Origin of the sequence: Delftia sp. DT-2 (assembly GCF_028401915.1) — a bacterium.
Classification (GTDB): domain Bacteria; phylum Pseudomonadota; class Gammaproteobacteria; order Burkholderiales; family Burkholderiaceae_C; genus Comamonas; species Comamonas tsuruhatensis.
The window spans coordinates 39,450-60,660 of the sequence record NZ_JAQOTI010000007.1; the positions used below are offsets into that span (position 1 = coordinate 39,450).

Genomic DNA, 21,211 nt, shown 5'->3' on the forward strand with positions numbered 1-21,211 from the left:
TCATCAATATATGGCTTTAGACAGTGTAAATATATTTGCTCCTATAATAATATTTTTTAAATACAGAGGGCTTATTGCGGATTTGGCTAAGCGAGAAATTGTAAGCCGTTATAAAGGGTCGATTGCTGGATTGCTTTGGTCTTTTTTAAATCCATTGTTGATGCTGGCTGTTTATACCTTTGTGTTTAGTATAATATTTCAGTCTAAATGGTCGGGTGGTAATGGGTCGAGAACAGAGTTTGCATTGGTTTTATTTGCAGGATTAATAATATTTGGATTATTTTCGGAAGTGATCAGTCGTGCACCAGTGCTAATTATTGGTAATATTAACTATGTTAAGAAAATAATTTTTCCCATTGAGATATTGCCGTATATTGCATTGGCTTCGGCCTTTTTTCAATTTATGGTGAGTACTTTTGTTTGGATAATATTTTATATTATTTTCTTTGGCGTTCCGCATGCAAGTATTTTTTTGTTGCCAATTACTCTTTTGCCATTGATATTACTCACTTTGGGGATCTCGTGGATTCTTGCATCATTAGGTGTTTACATTCGAGATACGCCACAGTTTGTTGCAATCATAATCACAATACTTATGTTTCTATCTCCTATTTTCTATTCGACGACTTCAATTCCCGTTGAGTACAGAAAATTGCTAGAGATTAATCCGCTGACCTTTTCAATAGAAACTGCTCGCGACGTGATGCTGTGGGGGAAGTCTATTAATTGGAAGGCATGGTTTCAGCAAGCTGTCGTGTCAGCATCTGTCTTTTGGATAGGGTTTGCTTGGTTTCAAAAAACCAAGGGGGGGTTCTCTGATGTCCTTTAAATCTATCATTGAAGTCGAAAATATAAGTAAGTGCTACGAGATTTACAAAAAGCCGCTTGACCGTCTGAAGCAATATGCCACTCAGGGAGTGGGGGCTATTAGTCAAAGCCCGAAAAAAAAATATTATCGTGAGTTCTGGGCATTGAAAGATGTTTCTTTTAAGATTGGCAAAGGGGAAACGGTTGGTATTATTGGGCAAAATGGCAGTGGCAAATCTACGTTACTACAACTTATTTGCGGCACATTAAAGCCAACTAGTGGTCGTGTCAAAGTTCATGGCCGTATTGCTGCGCTGTTAGAATTGGGTGCTGGATTTAACCCTGAATTCACTGGACGCGAGAATGCATATCTCAATGCGGCAATTTTAGGTATTCCTCGTGAGGCTATGCAATCACGAATGCAAGATGTTCTGGAATTTTCCGAACTAGGGGATTTCCTTGAGCAACCAGTTAAAACCTATTCCAGCGGCATGTACGCACGCTTAGCGTTCGCTGTTGCTATCCATGTGGATCCGGAAATCTTGATTGTTGACGAGGCACTGGCTGTCGGGGATGCTCGCTTCATTGCTAAATGTATGCGTCGGATAAAGGATATACAAGCACAAGGTACATCTATCTTATTCGTAAGCCACGATGTTGGATCTGTTCGAACCTTGTGTCAGCGAGCTATTTGGATTAATCAAGGTAAACTGATTGATGATGGAGATGTTTTTCCCGTTACTGGCCAATATATGGCGTATATGTTTCGCGATGAGGTGGTTGAAGAACAAAAAAGAATGCAGGATGAAGATGTTTCTACAAGTATGCCTGCCTTGTCGGATCGAATAGATTGTCCAGCATTGGAAAATACTAAAGATGATTCTCTCAAGCCAATCAACCATTGGGGTTCTGAGGTTGGTATTGTTAAAGTCGCAGAGCTTTTGGATGCAAGTCAAGTCAGGAAAAATGTATATGCTTGGGGCGAGTCACTTAAAGTTGTTATAGAAGTGGCACTGCCTTCTCATTTGCCTAAAGAGAATATCAGCTTGGCATTTTCTATCAAGGATCTGAAAGGAACAGATCTTATCGTGTCGACTACGCATGATTTCACCAAGCTTGATTTCTCAAAGGGAGAGTGCTTTAAAGTATCTTTTGGCTTTACTAACTATCTTACAGCGGGAAAATATCTTTTGGTTGTAGCTGTGGAGAATAGAAAAAATAAAGATATCCACTACTATGAATATATAGAGGGAGTTCAGTATTTTGCCTCCGAATCGGAGCATCGCCTGTTTGGCGTATTCCAGCCTTCTGTCACACAATCATCCATTCAGCTAGTGCCATGACTACCGATAAAAAAATCAATTCTCAACCCTACTGGGATATGCGTTTTGTCACTGACTGGGAAAAAATGAGTGGTCCTGCTCAATCAAGAGAATTTTCTTGGCTTGCTGTGAATCAATTACCTGAGTGGATTTTTCGAGCCCTGCAGCGAGATGCTCTGACATTAGTGGATTGGGGTTGCGCGCAAGGAGATGGTACGGATGTGTGGGCTAGTCAAATGCCAGTCGCAAATATTTGCGGGGTGGATTTTTCTGCTCCCGCGATAGAACAGGCATCTAAGAGATATCCTGCCATAAATTTCAAATGCCAGAATTGGCTCAACCCGATTCAAGATACTTTAGATGAGTATGATATCGTTTTCTCATCGAACACACTGGAGCATTTTTCTAATCCATATGAAGTATTGCGACGCATAACTGAGCATGCTAGAAAAGCCATAGTGCTGCTACTGCCTTATCAAGAGTTCCAGAGGATTGATGAGCACGAGTTTACTTTTCTTGCGAAAAATATTCCTACTAAACTGGATAACGGTTTTTCTTTAGTGTGGAGTAAGGTTTCTGGACCACATAAATTTTGGGCAGGGGAGCAAATACTCTTGATTTATGGCAAAGATCAATGGATTGCTGAGCAGAAACTGACGTTAAACGATGTTTTTATAGATAAAAATAATATAAATAGTCAGAGCCATGAATTGCATCGCCAACATGAGGAAATTGCTGAACTGAACCAGCGCCTAAAAGGTCTTAAGGACAATAGCCAAAGCGCACAAGCTGAATTTGAAAAGCGGTTAGCTGATGTCATCCACACAAGTCAAGAAGCACAAGCTGGATTGGAGAAACGGTTAGCTGATGTCATCAACACCAGGCAAGGGGCAGAAGCTGAACTTGAGCGGCGGTTAACGGATGCGATCCATGCCAGTAAAAGCGCACAAGCTAAGGTCGAAATACTTGAAAATTCCATTGCTGAACATTCAAGACAATCTGAAAGAAATCTGAAAAAAATCGAGAATCATGAGATTGAGCTAAACTCTGCTGCCTTGGTTGCAGAGGAGATGCATCAAGCCAATGCCGAATTGCAAAACATCCTTGTTTCGCGTAATGCAGAAATTGAGAAACTGCAAAAAGAACTACAGAATTTCAGGACATCTGCCTCTTGGCGGATCACCCGGCCGTTGCGCGCTACTTATTCACACATAAGTAGACTAGGAACGCCTGTTTTTCTTAAGCTACCGCCACACATCAGGCGCAATATATTGCATAAGATCAATCCAACAATACATCCGATTGATCTACAGCAGGTGTCCTTGCCAACGGTGACTCATCCAGTTCTTTCGGAATATCCGAATCAGCACCATAAAGGTATATATATAGCAGATCAAGCTCTTTTGGATGACGATTTAGTTATCATTGCCGGGGTGCCTTTTGATGATATCGGTGGCGGGCAGCGCTCTGCACAACTGGCTCGCTGTGCTTTGAAAACTGGGCGGCGAGTTACCTATATACATATCTATAAGAAGTTTGATTTTGAAGTCAATGATTATGTTGACTCTAATGTCTCCCTCTATGGATTGAATCATGTGCATATAGACTCCATTTCTCCGGACGCACTGCTTAAAAAGATTTCAAGTAATGCAACTCTGTTAGTAGAGTTGCCTCACCAAGCTGCGTTGGAGTATCTGAATAAATTCAGCATTTGCGGTATGCGTACCGTATTTGAATTGATAGATGATTGGGAAACAAGCCTTGGCGGTGATTGGTTTAATCGGGATGTTTATTGCGAAATTGTAAAAAAATCTCAAATTGTGGTTGGTACAGCAAAGCTTCTAGTTCATCGCCTTAATAATTTGGGGCGTGACGATGCTTTATATCTACCTAATGCTGCGAATGAGTATATTTTCGATAAGTATAAAAGTTATACACGCCCTGATGATCTCCCGAGAAATGGGGGGATCGGCCTGTATTTTGGTTCGCTTTATGGTGAGTGGTTTGCTTGGGATTTCCTTGAAGAGGCGGCACGCAAAAACCCTAGTATTAACTTCGTGCTGATCGGTGATCGCCCGCAAAGAGAGAATCTTCCAAAAAATATTTATCTTTTGGGTTCTAAGCGCATTGAGGATTTGCCCGCCTACTTGGCGTACTCGGATTTCTGCTTGCTTCCATTTTCCCCTGGGAAGATCTCTGATGCTGTATCTCCCATTAAGGTCTTTGAATATTTGTTTGCCGGTAAACCTGTCGTCTCCACTGATTTGCCAGAAATAAATGGATACCCTGGCTTGATGATTGAGAAAAATCCAGAAGATTTTGCCCAGGCTTGCGCTAGGGTCATACATAGAGATAACAGTAGCATCAAGGAATATGGTGATCAGTTTATTTGGGAGAATTCATGGTTTTCTCGGCTTGATGTCATCACTGCAAAGCCGGAAGTAACAAATTTTCGAAATTCAGTTAGTGTTGTAATTCTTATACATAACAATCGAAAAATCATTGAGCGTACGCTAGCCTCTTTGTTGCACCATTGCTCCGTATATATAAAAGAATTGATTGTTGTAGATAATTGCAGTACTGACAATGGAGCTGAATTTGTCCAAGAAAATTTCCCTTTGGCACGAGTGATTCAGAACCCCGTGAATGGTTGCGCATCCGGGCGTAATTTAGGAATCGCAGCTGCTACTGGAAAATATATCTCCTTCTTTGATTCCGACCAATGGTTTACTTCATCAAGCTGTTTTGAAGAGGCTCTCTCTATTCTGAGTCGTGATGCCAATGTGGGTGCTGTTGGATGGGCTGCAGGTTGGTTCGATGCTGGTCGAACGGATTTTGGTGGAATGATCACGGACTATTGTCCTAATCGTGCCATGAATGCGAAGGCCATTCGTGAAGGCTATCGATCAGATATCGCATATTTGGGTACTGGTGGTTTTTTCACGCGAACGGCAGTGATCAATTCTACTCAGGGATTTGATACCGCTTATGACCCGACTTGCTTTGAAGATACAGATATTTCACTTCAGATAAAACAATTGGGTCTGGATATCTGTTATCGCGACTTGACGGGTATTCGCCATCAACCACATCAAACTACCAATGCCAGTGCTAGCTCTGATTCTTATGCAAATCTTTTTAAAAGAAATGCTGACTATTTCAGAGAGAAATGGAAGCATCGCAGCGATTTTTTTATTGATTACACTGAGTGAAAATGTCTAATATTCATACTTCAAAAAAGAATATTCTTTGTGTTGTAGGAACTCGCCCGGAAGCTATTAAGATGGCTCCGGTCATCATTGCTCTTAAAAAAGAGCCATGGGCACGGGTCCGCGTATTAGCTACGGCGCAGCATCGCCAGATGCTGGATCAGGTATTGGATTTTTTCGGAGTGAAGCCTGATATTGATTTGAACATAATGCGGCCAAATCAAGCACTGACAGAGCTTACGGGACGTTTGCTCTTGGAGTTGGATGCGGTGCTTAAAGAAGAGAAGCCAGACGTTGTATTAGTTCAAGGGGATACCACTACGGTAATGACTGTGGCTTTGGCTTGTTTTTATCATAGGGTTCCGATTGGTCATGTTGAAGCTGGTTTGCGTACATGGGATATGCAGAACCCCTTCCCAGAGGAAGCAAATCGTGTAATTGCTGGAAAACTTGCTCGTTGGCATTTCGCTCCAACAGAAGAATCAAGAAAGAATCTTCTTAGGGATGGGATTGTGGATAAGGATATTATCGTGACCGGCAATACGGTCATAGATGCACTGTTAGCAACTGCTGAAAAGAAATTTGAGCTAGATTTGCCGTTAGACCCTGAAAAACGTCTTGTGCTTGTTACTTCACATCGTAGAGAAAATTTTGGTGAACCATTTAGGAGTATTTGTCGTGCGTTGAAGGAATTGGCTCGGAAGAATCCTGAGATTCAATTTCTTTATCCTGTTCACCCAAATCCAAATGTAAAGAATGTGGCTTACGAGTTTTTGAGTCAAGAACCCAACTTCCTTCTTTGCGAGCCTTTGGATTACGCACCTTTTGTTGCAGCAATGAAGAGATCAGTCCTGATCTTGACCGATTCCGGAGGCGTTCAGGAAGAGGCTCCTGCACTTGGCAAGCCTGTACTTGTATTGCGCGAGGAAACAGAACGCCCTGAAGCAGTTGCTGAAGGAGTTGTGGAATTGGTGGGATCTGATAGTGAGCATATTGTTCAAAGAGTGCAGTGCTTGCTAGATGATGAAGCGGAATACAAGAAAATGGCACGAGGTGTTTCTCCATACGGAGATGGAAAGGCCGCTGAAAGAATAGTTGCCGTTCTGAGAGAGCAAGCTTAGTGAAAGTATTGCTTATTGCATATGAGTTTCCTCCAATATTGGCTGCCCAGGCATTGCGTTGGTTTTATTTATCCAATGAGCTGGCCGATATTGGTGTAGACATCCATGTCGTATGTCCAGATATTTCGACAGAAAACGCGTTTCCCATGGATATGGATGCGCGTATTACTATCCATCGAGTCTGGCCAGGGCCTTTTATCGGATTTAGCCAGAGATTGGCAGGAAATGTCTGGAGAAATAGTAAAGCTGAGAATGGCAGAAATGCGTCAAAGCCATCTCGGCTATTTCAGGCTTATCGAATAGTTCGATCGATTTTGAATGCTATTTTTTATCCGGATGTAAGGTCTGAATGGTATCCTTTCGCACTTCGAAAGATAAAGAAGTTGTTGAGGGATGAAAAATTCGATGCCGTAATAAGCTCACATGAGCCGGGTGTTGATATTTTTGTTGGAAATTATGCTCGTAAGTTGGGAATTCCTTGGGTTATTGACATGGGTGATCCATTGCTAACCCCATACTCGCCAAAATGGAGGCGCGGAATTGATCTGAAAGTGGAGCGAAAGGTTATTCACTCAGCCTCTTCCATCTGGGTAACGGCTGGCAGTGTGTTGGATTTGTTGATAAGTCGTCATGGTGCCAGTGTCGAGAGAAAAATATCAGTATTGCCTCAAGGTTTTTCGTATAGGCGAGTAGGTCGGAAAACTAAAGAAAGTGAACAACGCTTTCTTCTGGTGTTTACAGGAAATTTCTACAGAGATTTCAGGAATCCGATAGAGTTGGCAAAGGCACTTGTTGGATTGCAGGATCTAGAAATATCTTTTGTCATTGCTGGGGATAATTCTGAATTTGAGCCCATGTTTCAAGGGATTTTTGGTGTTGAGTTTGCTGGGAAAAAAAGTCATTTTGAGTGCCTTGAGTTGCAAAGAAAGGCAGATGTACTAGTGAATATTGGAAATGTCCAAAGCTACCAGATTCCAGGAAAAATATATGAATATCTTGGTGCTGAGAAGGCCATACTACACATAAAGACTGCTGAAGGTTTTGACCCAAGTGTCGAACTTTTGGAAGAGACAGGTTCAGGGATTGTTGTGAAAAATTGCAGCAGACAAATTGAGGCTGTGCTAAGAGATATGTATAGGCAATGGGCAGATAATCCAGAGCAACTGACTGATGGAAGAAAAGAGGATGTTATTAAGGCTCATTCTTGGAGTCATCGAGCTCGTACTTGTAAGGAGCTGTTGAAAGAAATATTGCATTGACACTGATCGCTCTGATAGGGTAATAGATTTTTAATATATTCTGGTGTCAGATAATGCTCTTATGAGACTTGATGTAATTTTTGCCGCTGATGCGCTTCGCCCACCACTGACTGGTATCGGGCGATATACCTATGAGCTGGCGAAGCGGCTGGGTTGTCATGAGCGTATTGATAGATTGCGGTATTTTTCTTCCGGGCGATGGGTTGATGATCCCATGGCTGCTTTGGAAACCACCGCCCCTTTGAAATTATCCGTAACTAAGACCAAAGCGGCTTTGCGGGATAGGGTTGCGGGGAGTAGATTGGCTGTTCGTTTATACAAAAGGATCACCCCTGCTCTTTTTGGATGGCGGCTGCGTGGAAATGACGGGTGTGTATATCATTCACCTAATTATATTGTTCCGAATTTCAGTGGTAGGACTGTAAGCACAATACACGATCTCTCTCATATCGTTTATCCGAATTTTCATCCCCAGGCCCGTGTTGAATATATGAATATGGCTTTGGGTGAAAGTTTGGCGAGGACAGATCATGTAATTACGGTATCCGAGACTGTTCGCCAGGAAGTGCTGGCTCATGGATTGATGTCGCCAGAACAAGTGACCGCTATACATTTGGCGGCGGGTAATGATTTCCGACCTCATACATCAGAGATGCTAGACTCTGTACTTAATGCTTTGGGGCTTAAGTCTGGGAGGTATAGCCTATTTGTCGGTACCATAGAGCCACGGAAAAATATCCAACGCCTTGTTGAGGCATATGGAATGCTACCCAAAGAGGTGCGGCACAATTGGCCTTTGGTGATTGCCGGGGGAAATGGCTGGAACTCTAGTGCGATTCACTTGTGCCTTGCAAAAGCACAAGCCCAAGGCTGGTTGCAATATATATCCTATGTCGACCAAAGCTGGCTTCCGGCATTGTATGCGGGGGCGCGGCTGATGGCCTATCCATCACTTTATGAAGGTTTTGGATTACCTATTGTAGAAGCAATGGCGAGTGGAACTCCTGTGCTCACATCCAACGTTTCCTGCATGCCAGAGATTGCCGGAGGTGCCGCTAGGCTGGTGAATCCCTTGAATCTGGAGGAAATCTCGTATGGCCTTCAGACCTGCCTGACTGATGAGCATTGGCAAAGGCAGGCGCGAACCTTAGGGTTGGTGCGATCTGGTCAAATGTCTTGGGATCAATGCTCCGAGCGAACAATAGAAATCTATGCCAAAGTAGCTCAATTGGTTCGATAAATCAGCGGGAGGTTTGAAGTGGATTTCGCCTATCTCTGCCATGTGCAATACTCAGTAATGAAGATACAGCTACATATCTCACTGCATTGCCCCATGATCTGAAGATTTTCGATCGATTGACTTTCGCAGTATGTAGTGGCAGAGCGATCTCTGTAACTTGTAGTCCCTGCCTGCGCATAAGCAGCAGCGTGCCGATGTCTTGATAGTCAAGCATTGTGGCCTCCGTAGAGGCTGCCACCTCCAATGCTTGGCGGTTGTACAACCGGAAACCGGACACAAAATCCCGCAGTCCAAACCCCGTCAACCAGCGAAACCACTGCCACGCGATGCGGCGCACCAGGCTGTTGCGCTCGGCGAAGTAGGCTACGACCATGTCCGCCTGCTGGCGTTGTGCCAGCAACGTGGGCAGCTCCTCCACCTCATAGCGACCTTCGGCGTCGATGGTGACGACGGTCTGGAATCCATGTGTCTGCGCGTAGCGCAGGCCCGTCTGCAGGCTGCCCCAGTTCGTCATGGCCAGCAAGGGGCGCAGCACTCGTGCGCCGCATTGCTCTGCTTCATGGCAGGTGGCGTCGGTACTGCGGTTGTCCACGACGAGCACGCTGGCCTCTACCAATGCATGCACGCGGCGTATCAGGTGCGCAATCTCGGCCTCGTTGTTGTGCGTGGAAATGACAACCAACAAGTCCTCGCGCGCTCTTGCAGGGCGGGTGTCAGGCGCGAGGCTGCGGTAGTGGCGCGCCACGCTGCGTTCACAAGGGCCGATGCTGAAAAACCGATGCAAGGCCTTGTGGCCCGATTGGCCCAGTCGTTGCCTGAGGGCCGTGTCGTGCTGCAGGCGAGCAATGCTGCTGCGCCAGGCATCAATGTCTTCAAACGGTACATGCAGGCCGGCGTGCGAGTGGGCTACCACCCAGGGCATGCCCGAACCGGGAAGGTCGGTGACCAGGCAGGGCCTGCCGTGCAGCATGGCCTCCAGCAATACTATGCCGAAAGCTTCCGTGCGTTCGCGCGAGGCAAGGCAGAAGATGTCGCACCCTGCGAACAAGGCATGTTTTTCCTCGTCCGAGACCGAGCCCACCAGTCGCACGCAGGCCTGTCTGCCCTCTGGAGTGCATTGGCGTATCAGCTCTTGCAGGGATGCTCGCAGCTCGCCTTCTCCCGCAATCAGCAACTCCACGCCAGGCATGGCCGAGACGGCTCGGATCAAGGTCTCGAAGCCTTTGTAGTAGGTCAATCGGCCGATGGACAACAGGCGCAGCCGGGTGTCGGGGCGCCAGCCTTGGCCGTGCTGCAGCGGTGCTGGTGCGGGAATGGTTTCGAGGTTCAGGCCCAGCGGAACGATCTCGCATTTGCTGCGCCAGGTACGCAGGGCATTGCTGGCCTCAAGATAGGGTGGCGACGTTGCGAATACCTGTTGGGCGCGTTCCAGCAAGGCCTGCTCGAACGGCCGGTACAGCATGTAGGCCAATGCCACGGACCACTTGATGTTGGACACCACCACATCGGAGTGCCAGTGGATGACCCAGGGCACGCGCCGCGCGATGGGCAGGGTCAGTGCCCAAAGCGCCGAGTTGTTGGGCAGATGCAGGTGCAGTACGTCGGGCTGAATGCGTTCGATGGCGCGGCCCAGTGCGCGCCGGAATCCCATGGCCATGGGGGCATAGACCAGATTGAATTGAACGGGCACGCGTTCCAGCCAGGCGGGATCATCTGGCTCCGGATCACCATGGACCAGGGCATGGGCATCGACACCCTGGCGTCGTTGCTCGTGTATCAGGTCGGCCAGAAAGACTTCCATGCCGCCCCGGTAGGGAGGGAAGAATTTACCGACGTGAAGTATGCGCAGGGCCATGGCGGACAGCGCCTACTTCGTCGTCTGAGGCTTTGCGGTAGCCGGGCTCAGCTGATTGCGGACCTGCCGGTACTGCGGATTCTGTGGCTCCAGGCGTATTGCCTGATCCAGACTCTTCAGTGCTTCCGGCAGGTTGCCCAGGCCGTGATAGGCCATTGCACGCCCGTAGAAAGCGGGCGCGCTGGGGCTGCGAGCAACCAGTGGTTCCAGCAGCTCTTTGGCTTGAGCGCTATCACCCTGGCCGACAAGGGCCAGCCCCAATCCGACGATCAGGCGAGGGGCGTTTGGCGAGGTCTGCAGCAGAGTTCGGAAGTCGTCGGCTGCAACTTTGTATTGCTGCGCACCTATGGCCGCCTCTGCGCGTTTCAGGCGCAGCGTCTGCTCCATTTGCTTGGCGTTGGCACTGTCTTCAGTGGGCTCGCCCAGGGCGCGCGAGTATTCCTCGAATGCTGCGCGCAACTGGCCTGTGGCCATCAACGCTTCGGCTTTCTGGTAGTACAGGGCTTGGCCATTGAAGCCTTTGGCCTGGGCTGCGGCAAAGGCATTGAGGGCTTCGGGGAATTTCTTTTGCTGGGACAGAACGGCACCCATATTGAACAGCGCATTACCGCCCAAGTCTCCAAGTGCGTTGGCCGTGGCGAAGTCTTGCAGCGCCTGGTCGAGCATGCCCTTGTCTGCGTGTGCTGTTCCTACGTTCAGGAAGGCACGGCCACGTCCCACGGCATTGGCGGGGGCTTTTTTGTCGATTTTTTCAGCGGCATCGGCCCAGGATGTGCCTGCATCCTGCAGAGAGAGCACGCGTTCGAAAGCGAGGGCTCCGAACACCACGCCGATGACGATGCCGACGATGTAGATGGTGCGTGGCTTGACCCCCGTCAGCGCAATGGCCGCCAATCCCGGGATGGCCACAGCCCACAGATAGCTGCGATACAGAACGAAGGGGTCCTGCAGCCAGACCGTGGCGAATTCGGTCGCATACCAGAGCAGGGGAAACAGGAGGCAGAGCGCGACCAAGCCAATGACACCGGGACGCCTAAGCACGGCCCAGATTGAGCAGGCCAGCAGGGCCAGGTAACCGAGCGCGCCGGCTAGGTGCCAGATCGAGCCGAAGCCGAGAGGAAATGCCGGTCTCAGGTCGATGGACATCCAGCCCACATAGGGAACGATCCACAGAAAGCCATAGGCAAAAAACAGGGCCGCTTCATTGAGGATGCTCAGGGGATAGATCTGTGAGGTGATCCCGGGCCGAAGGGCTTCCAATTGCCTTGCATAGCCTTGGGATTGCTCGTCGAAAATCTGGCCCACCAGACTGCCGAAGAAATGAAAGACTGCCGCCGAGGCAACGGCCAGCAGCAGCAAGGCCATTCCCACAATGACCATGGCAGCCTTCAGGCCGGGGCGCTGCACAAAGATATAGAGCGGCACCACCATGGCGACCGTCAGAAAGGCATGCTCCTTGGACAGGATGGCGAGCACATAGCAGATCAATGCCGCGATATGCCAGAGGGCTCGCCCGCCCTGAAGCCCGCGCACAAAGGCCCAGCATGCCATAACGGCAAAGAAGGTTGCCATGACGATGGATCGCTGCACCAGGTATCCAACGGCGTAGACCGCGACAGGGTTGAGCGCGAAAAGGACCAAGCCCAGTTGCAGGGCTGCATCGCGCGACGCGTGGAAGTGGGGTTGCTCCTCGATGTCGTGCGGAAAGCGCGTCTGTGTCAGCAGTGCCTTGAACAATGCATAGAGAGCCGCCACGGTCGCGAGATGCAAGGCGATATTGAAGACGCGCTGCTTCCACCAGCCGTCTCCGAAAATCTGTTCGATCCAGACGAAGCTGCCATACGACAGCGTGCGCTGCTTGAAGTCCAACAGGCTGCCATAGTTGCCGAAAATCGTTCCATCCGTCAGACGCATATCGTCGAACAGCAGCCCGTTGTTCAGGCCGGGCAGATACACCCCCAATATGGCCAGCAAAAGAAGGGCACTGAACCAGTAAATCGCTTTGGAGGGGGCAGCCATTGCTTCTTGTCTTGTCTCGGATGTGGCGGAACTTGGAATGGTGGGCCGGGAAATGGCCGCTCTTGGGAAGAGCGCAGGCAGTTTACCAGCCGAGCAACCCGCTACCGCAGCCTGCTGCGCCGGTTTGACGTGAGTGTTGTGAGAAGGACCGAGATGAAAAAAGCCCCATGCTGCGTCAGGCGCGGCATGGGGCCGGGAGGCCATCAGATGGGCGTGGACGCCCCTGGCATTTTGCTTACAGGCCAGCCGCAGCACGCAGCGCCGCTGCCTTGTCCGTCCGCTCCCAGGTGAACTCGGGCTCTTCACGGCCGAAGTGGCCATAGGCAGCGGTCTTGCTGTAGATGGGGCGCAGCAGGTCCAGCATCTGGATGATGCCCTTGGGACGCAGGTCGAAGTGGGCGGCCACCAGCTTGGCGATCTCGGCGTCGGGGATGACGCCCGTGCCTTCGGTGTAGACCGTGATGTTCATCGGGCGTGCCACGCCGATGGCGTAGGCCACCTGGATCTGGCACTGGCGCGCCAGGCCGGCGGCCACGATGTTCTTGGCCACGTAGCGCGCGGCGTAGGCGGCGCTACGGTCCACCTTGGTTGGGTCCTTGCCGCTGAAGGCGCCGCCGCCATGGGGGCAGGCACCGCCGTAGGTGTCGACGATGATCTTGCGGCCGGTCAGGCCGCAGTCACCCTGGGGGCCGCCCACGACGAAGCGGCCCGTGGGGTTGATCAGGTACTTGGTGTCCTGCAGCCACTCGGAGGGCAGCACGGGCTTGATGATTTCCTCGATGATGGCTTCGGTGAAGCTGGACTTCATCCTGGTGGCCGATTCCGACTGGTCGGGGCTGTGCTGGGTGGACAGCACCACGGTGTCGATGCTGTGGGGCTTGCCGTCCACGTAGCGCATGGTCACCTGGCTCTTGGCGTCAGGACGCAGGAAGGGCAGGCGGCCGTCCTTGCGCAGCTGGGCCTGGCGCTCGACGAGGCGGTGCGCGTAGTAGATGGGCGCGGGCATCAGCTCGGGTGTCTCGTCGCAGGCGTAGCCGAACATCAGGCCCTGGTCGCCGGCGCCGGTGTTGAGCTCGTCATCGCTGGCCTTGTCCACGCCCTGGGCGATGTCCTGGCTCTGCTTGTCGTAGGCCACGAGCACGGCGCAGCCCTTGTAATCGATGCCGTAGTCGGTGTTGTCGTAGCCGATGCGCTTGATGGTGTCGCGTGCGACCTGGATGTAGTCGACGTTGGCGCCCGTGGTGATCTCACCTGCCAAAACCACCAGGCCCGTGTTGGTCAGTGTCTCGGCCGCCACGCGGCTGTACGGGTCTTGGGCGAAAATGGCGTCCAGGATCGCGTCAGAGATCTGGTCGGCCACCTTGTCCGGATGGCCTTCAGAGACGGATTCCGAGGTGAAAAGAAAATCGTTCGCCATGTGAATAAACTCCTTGGTTGCAGCTTTTTTTGATGGGCGTTGCCCAAGCTGCAGGAGCCCTGGCGAACGCTTTAGCAGACTTGTTTTACGTCGCTCTGCAAGTTGCTCAGTTAACTCAGCGACCCGCACATTTTAATGCCTTCCTTGTTCCGACTGTTTGCTGCACTGCCTTTGTGGCTATTGCACCCCCTTGGCGCGCTCATCGGCTGGGTGGCTTTCGTGGCCTCCGGCACGTACCGGCGCCGCTTTCTGGCCAATGCCCGCCAGGCCGGCTACGGCTTCGTCGCCGTGGCGCCGGCCGTGGGGCACGCGGGGCGCATGGTGGCGGAACTGCCGCGCATGTGGATGGGCAGGCAGCCGAGCTGCCAGATGCACAACGAGGAATGCGTGCGCCGGGCCTACGCTGCCGGGCGCGGAATCATCTTTCTGACGCCCCACCTGGGCTGCTTCGAGCTGTCGGTGCAGCATGCGGCACGGCAATGGTCGGCCGAGCATGGCGAGATCACCATTCTTTACCGGCCCGCGCGCCAGCCCTGGCTGGCCCGCGTCATGGAGACGGCGCGCAACCGCCCCGGCGTGCAGGCCGTGCCGACCACGCTGGCTGGCGTGCGCCAGATGATCAAGGCGTTGCGCAAGGGCATGGCCGTGGGGCTGCTGCCCGACCAGGTTCCGCCCGAGGGGCAGGGCGTCTGGTTGCCGTTCTTCGGCCGTGATGCCTATACGATGACGCTGGCGGCGCGCCTGGCGTTGCAGACGGGGGCCGCGGTGATCGTGGCCCGTTGTGAGCGCTTGTCCTGGGGGCGGGGCTATGCGCTGTATCTTGAGGAGTTGCCCGTGCCCTTGTCCGAGAATCTGGAAGCTGCGGTGCAGCAGATCAACGAGGCGATGGAACACACCATCCGCCAATGCCCGCAGCAGTACCTGTGGGGCTATGCGCGCTACAAGCAGCCGCGCCGTGAAGCAGCTGCCGGCGAGGTGGGTGCATGAGCGGGCGCATCGGCGTGTGGCTGATGCGGTCGCTGGCGTGGATGCCGCTGCCGTGGCTGCGGGGGCTGGGTGCGTTTCTGGGGCGGCTGCTGTTCGTGCTGGCCGCGCCGCGCCGCAAGGTGGCGCTGCGCAATCTGGCGATGTGCTTTCCCGAGCTGACCGAGGCGCAGCGCGTGGATCTGGCGCGCCGCAACTTCATCGTCTTTTGCCAGACCTGGCTGGACCGCAGCTGGCTGTGGGCGGCGCCGCGCGAGGTGGTGGCCGAGCGCGTGAAGCTGCAGGGTGCCGTGCATGAGCTCGATGGCGACACCCCGACCATCCTGTTCGCGCCGCATTTCTACAGCATGGACGCGGGCGGGCTGGCCTTGCCGCTGCACACCACCCGGCCCTTCACCTCGATCTTCTCCACCCATCCGGACCCGGCGGTCGATGAGTGGTTCATGTCGGGGCGCCAGCGCTTTGGCGACGTGCGCATGCTCAACCGCGCCGACGGGGTCAAGCCCATCATCTCCAGCCTGCGCAAGGGCGGTTTGCTGTACCTTTTGCCCGACATGGACTTCGGTCGCAACGACTCGGTCTTCGTGCCTTTCTTCGGCGTGAACGCGGCCACCATTCCCTCGCTGTCGCGCTTCGCGCGCCTGGGCCGGGCCAAGGTGCTGGGCATGTACACGCGCATGACGCCCACGGGCTATGTGGCCGAGATCACGCCGGCCTGGACGGATTTCCCCACCGACGATGTCGAGGCCGATACGGCCCGCATGAACCGTGAGCTGGAGGCGGCCATCCGCACCATGCCCGACCAGTACTACTGGGTGCACAGGCGCTTCAAGACCCGGCCCGAAGGCGAGTCTTCGGTCTACTGAAGGGGGCGGGACAGGAACTGCTCCAGCGCTTGCCGCACCGCATCGGGCTGCTCGTGCACGACCCAGTGCGAGGTGCCGGCCAGGTGCTGCACCGTCAGGCGCGGCACCCACGGTTCCAGGCCTTCGACCAGGGCGGGCTGCAGCGCCGGGTCGCTGTCGCCCCAGAGCACATGCGTGGGCACGCCGATGTCCAGCATCTCGGGCGGCAGCCTCAGGTTGCGCAGTGCGTCGGCTGAGGCCGGATCTTCGGGCCGGGGCGGCACCAGGGGACTGGCGCCATAGTAGTGGCAGGAGCCTTGCACGCCCAGGTCCCAGTGCTCGCGGTAGCGCTGCTGCAACTGCGGCGTGAGCCATCCGGGCAACTCGCCCTGCGGCGTGCGGAAAAAGCCCAGCATGCGCTGCCAGTCGTTCGCGGCCAGCAGGGTGGGCGCATCAGGTCGGCGCAGAAAATGCATGTACTGGCTTGCGGCCTGCTGCACGGGATTGTGCAGCAGTTCGCGCAGAAAGGCGCCCGGATGCGGGGCGTTGAGGATCATCAGCCGCTGCATCAGCCCGGGATGGCGGTTGGCCAGACCCCAGGCCAGGGCACCGCCCCAGTCGTGGGCGATCACGCAGGCTGCGGGTGCGCCAGGGCTTTCGATGGCGATCAGCGCCGCCAGATCCTGCAGCAGGTGCTTGGCCTTGTACTGCTCCACACCGGCCGGCTGGCTGGAACGGCCAAAGCCCCGCAGATCGGGGGCGACGCAACGCCATTGCGTGCCGAACTGCTCCAGCATGCCTTCCCAGATGAAGCTGCCTTCAGGAAAGCCGTGCAGGAACAGCAGCAGTGGCTGGCCGGGTTCGCCGCTGACGCGGCAGTGCAGATGGATGCCGTGAGGCAGCTCGCGAATGCAGGTGGTCACCATGTTGCGCTCCTTGCGGGGCGCTGGCTACACGAGCGCCTCCAGGCGCTAATCTTGGGGGCTGTCGGTCGCGGCGGGCGTCGCAGTTGCGACGTTCGTGACGTTCGCGACGTCGGAGGGCCCGTCCGTGGCCGCCGGCGGATTCAGGCCTTCGGGATGGCTCCAGTGCCACAGCAGCTGGGCCACCTCGTCCACGCCCTGCTTCTTGAGCGCGGAGAACATGCGCACTTCGCCACCACCGGCGTTGAGCCGCGTGATGGACAGTACCTTGGCCTGCTCGGCGCGCGTGAGCTTGTCGGCCTTGGTCAGCAGCACGAGGAATTTCAGGCCTTCCTGCACGCGCGGGCGCATGGCGTCGAGCAGGGCTTCGTCCAGCTCCGTCAGGCCCAGGCGCGGATCGCACAGCAGCACGATGGCCGACAGGCTCTCGCGGCTGACCAGATAGTTCAGCATCACGCGCTGCCAGCGCTGCTTGTCCGTGCGCGAGACGGCGGCATAGCCGTAGCCGGGCAGGTCGGCCAGCACGGCGTCGGTCACGCCCTGCTTGCCCAGGGAAAACAGGTTGATGTGCTGCGTGCGGCCAGGCTTCTTGGAGGCGAAGGCCAGCTGCTTTTGCTGCGTCAGCGTGTTGATGCAGGTGGACTTGCCGGCGTTGGAGCGGCCCACGAACGCGATCTCGGGCACATCGACCTTGGGAAGATGGTGCAACTGCGCAGCCGTCGTCAAAAAGCGCGCCGTGTGCATCCAGCCCATGGCCAGCTTGGGATCGATCAGGGAGGAAGTGGGGGCGGCATCGCCAGCCGGCGCAGCAGGATTCATGGTGTGGTCAGTCTCTCGGGGCCTCATTGTAGGTTCCCCCATGGAACCGGCGCGCCCAGCGGGCTATAGGCAACGGTGCTGACAAAGAGTGGCGCACGAAACTGGCGCACTCCAAAGTCGGAGACAGCGAGCAAGGGCCGCCCCGCCGCGAAGCTGTCGTCCCCCTCCCCCGCGAAGCGGGCAGGGAGGGGGAAGGCGCGAAGCGCCTCAGGGGGAGCCTAAACCTCTTCGCTCCAGCAAAAACCATCCCTCGCAATCATGGCGCTGGCTGCGCTGGGCCCCCAGCTGCCCGCCGCATAGCCGCGCGGCCCCGAGATGTCGCTGCGCCAGTGCTGGAGGATGGGTTCCACCCAGCGCCAGGCCTGCTCCTGCTCGTCGCTGCGCACAAAGAGGTTCAGCCTGCCGGCGATCACGTCCAGCAGCAGGCGCTCGTAGGCGCCCACGCGCTTGGCACCGAAGCGCTGGTCGAAGTCCAGGTTCAGGTGCACGGGGGCCAGCGAAGGCTCGGCCTGCTGCTGGGTGGCGCCCTGTGCCAGCAGGTGCAGCTCCAGCCCGTCCTTGGGCTGCAGATTGATCACCAGGCGATTGGCTTCGGACAGGGGCGAGCGGAAGATCGGGTGGGGCACGGGCCGGAAGTTCACGACGATGCGCGCGTCCCTTCCTGCCAGCCGCTTGCCGGTGCGGATGTAGAAGGGCACGCCGGCCCAGCGCCAGTTGCAGATCTCGGTGCGCAGGGCGACGAAGGTCTCGGTCTGGCTGCCCGCCGCCACGCCTTTTTCCTGCTGGTAGGCGGATACGGGCTGGCCCTGGCTGGCGCCGGCCAGGTACTGGCCGCGCACCACGTGCTGGCTCAGGGTTTCCGGCGTCCAGGGCCTGAGCGACTGCAGCACCTTGAGCTTTTCGTCGCGGATGGCATGGGCCGATGCGTTGATCGGCGGCTCCATGCCGATGGCGCACAGCAGCTGCAGCGCATGGTTTTGCACCATGTCGCGCAGCGCGCCGGTCTGGTCGTAGAACGCGCCCCGGCTTTCCACGCCCAGTTCCTCGGCGATGGTGATCTGGATGTTGGCAATGGTCTCGCGCCGCCACAGCGGCTCGAACAGCGCATTGCCAAAGCGCAGCGCCAGAAGGTTCTGCACAGAGGGCTTGCCCAGGTAGTGGTCTATGCGGAACACCTGCTCTTCGCGCAGCACCTTGCGCAGCGTGGCATTGATGGCCTGGTTGGAGGCCAGGTCGTGGCCCAGCGGCTTTTCCAGCACCACGCGGGTGCGCGGGCCGTTCAGGCCCACGGCGGCGATCTGCTCGCAGACCGTGGTGAACAGGCTGGGGGCGGTGGCCACGTACATCACCACCGTTTCTGCGTCGCGCGCGGCCAGCGCCTGTGCCAGCTTCCCGTAGTCGGCGGGCTGCGACAGGTCCATGCGCAGGTAGTGCAGCAGGTCTGCGAAGCGGGCGAATTCCTCGGGGCTGGGGCGCTTGGACAGCTCGACGCCGTCAAAGCGCGACTGGATGAGGGCGCGGTACTGGTCGTCGCTCAGGTCATCGCGGGCCACGCACAGGATGCGGCCGCCCTCGGGCAGGGTGCCGTGGCGAAACGCCTGGAACAGCGCCGGCATGAGCTTGCGCCATGCCAGATCGCCCGTGCCGCCAAACAAGACCAGATCGAAACCCATGTTGCCTCCCGAGGTGAATATTTTGGTAACTTAGTTACCAATTTTTGAGGAAATCGAATAAATTATAGAGGCACCACGTCATTTGATTGAAGCTTCAGATGATGATTGTTGTAATTTGATTACTTCTCTGCAAGCAGCCCTGTCGGTGAACCCCATGCTTATCCGTTGCGATCACGCCCTCGCCTGGCCTCTTTTGCAAAACCACGCCCGGGCCGTGATGCCCGATTTCGACCTGCGCGGTGCCTTCGCCTCTGACCCCGCCCGGTTCGCGCGCTTCAGCCAGGAGGCTCCGCACTGCTTTGCGGACCTGTCCAAGAATCTGTGGGACGCGCAGGCCGAAGACCTGCTGCTGCAGCTGGCCCGCGATTGCGAGGTGGAGCGCCAGCGCGACGCCATGTTCGCGGGCGAGGCCGTCAACTCCACCGAGGGGCGTGCGGCGCTGCACACGCTGCTGCGCCATCCGCCCGGCAATGCGCCGCCGGGTCTGGCCTGGGCGCTGGCCCAGGTGCACGAGACGCTGGATGCCATGCTGGCCTATGCCGAGCGCGTGCGTGCGGATGCGGATATCACCGACGTGGTGTGCATGGGCATAGGCGGATCGGGTCTGGGGCCGCAGATGGCGGTCCAGGCGCTGCAAGGCCTGGGCGATGCGCGCCGGCGCATGCACTTCGTCTCGAACGTGGATGGCCACGCGCTGCAGGCCGTGCTCGTGGGCCTGCAGCCGCGCAGCACGCTGTTCATCGTGGCCTCCAAGGTGTTCAACACGCAGGAGACGCTGACCAATGCGCGCAGCGCACTCGACTGGTTCCACGCAAACGGCGGCAGCGAGGTGTCCCGCCATTTCGTCGCGCTGACCACCCATGCCGCTGCGGCGGCGCAGATGGGCATCACCACCACCTTCGGCTTCTGGGACTGGGTGGGCGGGCGCTATTCGCTGTGGTCGTCCATCGGACTGCCGGTGGCCGTTGCCGTAGGCGCTGCCGCGTTTCGCGCCATGCTGGCCGGTGCGCACGCCATGGACATGCATTTCCGCACGTCGCCGCTGCAGGCCAATCTGCCCGTGCGCCTGGGCCTGCTCGACGTCTGGTACCGCAATCTGCTGGGCTTTGGCAGCCGCTGCATCGCGCCCTACCACGCAGGCCTGCGGCGCCTGCCGGCCTATCTGCAGCAACTGGAGATGGAGAGCAACGGCAAGCGCGTGGACCGGCAGGGCCGGCCGCTGGCGCTGGGCTCGGCACCCGTGCTCTGGGGTGAGCCCGGCACGGATGGGCAGCATGCCTTCTTCCAGATGCTGCACCAGGGCAGCGACATCGTGCCGCTGGAGATCATTGCGGTGAAGCAGGCTTCGCACACCTTGCCAGGCCACCAGGAACAGTTGCTGGCCAACGCGCTGGCCCAGGCCCAGGCCCTGATGCAGGGGCGCGCCAGCGACGACGGGCACCGCCATTTCCCCGGCAACCGTCCCAGCAGCTTCCTGCTGCTGGACGCGCTCACGCCTGCGGCGCTGGGCGCGCTGGTTGCGCTGCAGGAGCACCGCGTGTTCGTGGCCGGCGCGCTGTGGGGCATCAACAGCTTCGACCAATGGGGGGTGGAGCTGGGCAAGCTGCTGGCGCGTGACCTTCAGCTGCGCCTGGGCAATGGCGACATGGCGGGGCTGGACGCCTCCACCGCCGGCCTGCTGCAGCGGCTGCGGGCCTGATGGCCTGAGGGCCTGGCCC

At 55.6% G+C, this 21,211-nt stretch carries 15 protein-coding genes; 9 read left to right on the plus strand and 6 right to left on the minus strand.

What is annotated here, in order from left to right:
* Positions 1–10 precede the first annotated feature (10 nt).
* The 6 genes from PO605_RS13595 to PO605_RS13620 all read left to right on the plus strand — a co-directional run bounded on the left by PO605_RS13595 (position 11) and on the right by PO605_RS13620 (position 8,958).
* Positions 11–829 carry an ABC transporter permease gene (locus tag PO605_RS13595; protein WP_082001595.1) on the plus strand — a complete coding sequence of 273 codons (819 nt, stop codon included), beginning with the start codon at positions 11–13 and terminating at the stop codon, positions 827–829.
* Complete coding sequence (locus tag PO605_RS13600; RefSeq protein WP_272206549.1) at positions 819–2,150, plus strand: ABC transporter ATP-binding protein; 1,332 nt, start codon at positions 819–821, stop codon at positions 2,148–2,150. The genes PO605_RS13595 and PO605_RS13600 overlap by 11 nt, the downstream gene beginning before the upstream one ends.
* A complete protein-coding gene (locus PO605_RS13605) occupies positions 2,147–5,341 on the plus strand; it encodes a glycosyltransferase (protein ID WP_156136109.1) in 3,195 nt (1,064 codons plus the stop codon). The genes PO605_RS13600 and PO605_RS13605 overlap by 4 nt, the downstream gene beginning before the upstream one ends.
* A 2-nt stretch (positions 5,342–5,343) precedes the next feature.
* Entirely contained in the window at positions 5,344–6,459 is a 1,116-nt protein-coding gene (gene wecB, locus PO605_RS13610; RefSeq protein WP_047473535.1) for a non-hydrolyzing UDP-N-acetylglucosamine 2-epimerase, read from the plus strand.
* The gene (locus tag PO605_RS13615; RefSeq protein WP_082001597.1) at positions 6,459–7,718 is read left to right on the plus strand and encodes a glycosyltransferase; all 1,260 of its coding nucleotides are present in this window, start codon (positions 6,459–6,461) and stop codon (positions 7,716–7,718) included. Before wecB ends, PO605_RS13615 begins: the two co-directional genes overlap by 1 nt.
* 61 nt (positions 7,719–7,779) lie before the next feature.
* A complete protein-coding gene (locus PO605_RS13620; protein WP_047473536.1) occupies positions 7,780–8,958 on the plus strand; it encodes a glycosyltransferase family 4 protein in 1,179 nt (392 codons plus the stop codon).
* 1 nt (position 8,959) lies between these two features.
* Here PO605_RS13620 and PO605_RS13625 read toward each other — a convergent pair whose 3' ends face one another.
* From PO605_RS13625 to metK, 3 genes are all read right to left on the minus strand, one after another.
* Positions 8,960–10,813 carry a glycosyltransferase gene (locus PO605_RS13625; RefSeq protein WP_047473537.1) on the minus strand — a complete coding sequence of 618 codons (1,854 nt, stop codon included), beginning with the start codon at positions 10,811–10,813 and terminating at the stop codon, positions 8,960–8,962.
* A 12-nt stretch (positions 10,814–10,825) separates the two neighbouring features.
* Positions 10,826–12,832 carry a tetratricopeptide repeat protein gene (locus tag PO605_RS13630; protein WP_047473538.1) on the minus strand — a complete coding sequence of 669 codons (2,007 nt, stop codon included), beginning with the start codon at positions 12,830–12,832 and terminating at the stop codon, positions 10,826–10,828.
* A 235-nt stretch (positions 12,833–13,067) separates the two neighbouring features.
* Entirely contained in the window at positions 13,068–14,249 is a 1,182-nt protein-coding gene (gene metK, locus PO605_RS13635) for a methionine adenosyltransferase (protein WP_017403953.1), read from the minus strand.
* Positions 14,250–14,384: 135 nt separating this feature from the next.
* On the opposite strand from metK, the gene PO605_RS13640 reads away from it, so the two are divergent.
* Positions 14,385–15,236, plus strand: a complete 852-nt coding sequence (locus PO605_RS13640) for a lysophospholipid acyltransferase family protein (RefSeq protein WP_047473540.1) — start codon at positions 14,385–14,387, stop codon at positions 15,234–15,236.
* The gene (locus PO605_RS13645; protein ID WP_047473546.1) at positions 15,233–16,099 is read left to right on the plus strand and encodes a lysophospholipid acyltransferase family protein; all 867 of its coding nucleotides are present in this window, start codon (positions 15,233–15,235) and stop codon (positions 16,097–16,099) included. The genes PO605_RS13640 and PO605_RS13645 overlap by 4 nt, the downstream gene beginning before the upstream one ends.
* Here the strand turns inward: PO605_RS13645 and PO605_RS13650 are convergent.
* The 3 genes from PO605_RS13650 to zwf all read right to left on the minus strand — a co-directional run bounded on the left by PO605_RS13650 (position 16,093) and on the right by zwf (position 19,493).
* Entirely contained in the window at positions 16,093–17,004 is a 912-nt protein-coding gene (locus tag PO605_RS13650; RefSeq protein ID WP_047473548.1) for an alpha/beta fold hydrolase, read from the minus strand. The two genes, PO605_RS13645 and PO605_RS13650, sit on opposite strands and share 7 nt — an antisense overlap.
* Before the next feature lie 45 nt (positions 17,005–17,049).
* A complete protein-coding gene (gene yihA, locus PO605_RS13655) occupies positions 17,050–17,820 on the minus strand; it encodes a ribosome biogenesis GTP-binding protein YihA/YsxC (protein WP_047473552.1) in 771 nt (256 codons plus the stop codon).
* 218 nt (positions 17,821–18,038) lie between these two features.
* On the minus strand, positions 18,039–19,493 hold the full coding sequence (zwf, locus tag PO605_RS13660; RefSeq protein ID WP_272206550.1) for a glucose-6-phosphate dehydrogenase: 1,455 nt from the start codon (positions 19,491–19,493) through the stop codon (positions 18,039–18,041).
* 154 nt (positions 19,494–19,647) lie between these two features.
* On the opposite strand from zwf, the gene pgi reads away from it, so the two are divergent.
* Positions 19,648–21,192 (plus strand): glucose-6-phosphate isomerase, encoded by a 1,545-nt coding sequence (pgi, locus tag PO605_RS13665; RefSeq protein ID WP_047473556.1) that lies wholly within the window; start codon positions 19,648–19,650, stop codon positions 21,190–21,192.
* The last annotated feature ends 19 nt before the right edge of the window (positions 21,193–21,211 follow it).

Coding starts and splice junctions, on each gene's coding strand:
- PO605_RS13595 (WP_082001595.1), top strand. CDS start 11: ATGGCTTTAGACAGTGTAAATATATTTGCTCCTATAATAATATTTTTT.
- PO605_RS13600 (WP_272206549.1), top strand. CDS start 819: ATGTCCTTTAAATCTATCATTGAAGTCGAAAATATAAGTAAGTGCTAC.
- PO605_RS13605 (WP_156136109.1), top strand. CDS start 2,147: ATGACTACCGATAAAAAAATCAATTCTCAACCCTACTGGGATATGCGT.
- wecB (WP_047473535.1), top strand. CDS start 5,344: ATGTCTAATATTCATACTTCAAAAAAGAATATTCTTTGTGTTGTAGGA.
- PO605_RS13620 (WP_047473536.1), top strand. CDS start 7,780: ATGAGACTTGATGTAATTTTTGCCGCTGATGCGCTTCGCCCACCACTG.
- PO605_RS13625 (WP_047473537.1), bottom strand. CDS start 10,813: ATGGCCCTGCGCATACTTCACGTCGGTAAATTCTTCCCTCCCTACCGG.
- PO605_RS13630 (WP_047473538.1), bottom strand. CDS start 12,832: ATGGCTGCCCCCTCCAAAGCGATTTACTGGTTCAGTGCCCTTCTTTTG.
- metK (WP_017403953.1), bottom strand. CDS start 14,249: ATGGCGAACGATTTTCTTTTCACCTCGGAATCCGTCTCTGAAGGCCAT.
- PO605_RS13640 (WP_047473540.1), top strand. CDS start 14,385: ATGCCTTCCTTGTTCCGACTGTTTGCTGCACTGCCTTTGTGGCTATTG.
- PO605_RS13645 (WP_047473546.1), top strand. CDS start 15,233: ATGAGCGGGCGCATCGGCGTGTGGCTGATGCGGTCGCTGGCGTGGATG.
- PO605_RS13650 (WP_047473548.1), bottom strand. CDS start 17,004: ATGGTGACCACCTGCATTCGCGAGCTGCCTCACGGCATCCATCTGCAC.
- yihA (WP_047473552.1), bottom strand. CDS start 17,820: ATGAATCCTGCTGCGCCGGCTGGCGATGCCGCCCCCACTTCCTCCCTG.
- zwf (WP_272206550.1), bottom strand. CDS start 19,493: ATGGGTTTCGATCTGGTCTTGTTTGGCGGCACGGGCGATCTGGCATGG.
- pgi (WP_047473556.1), top strand. CDS start 19,648: ATGCTTATCCGTTGCGATCACGCCCTCGCCTGGCCTCTTTTGCAAAAC.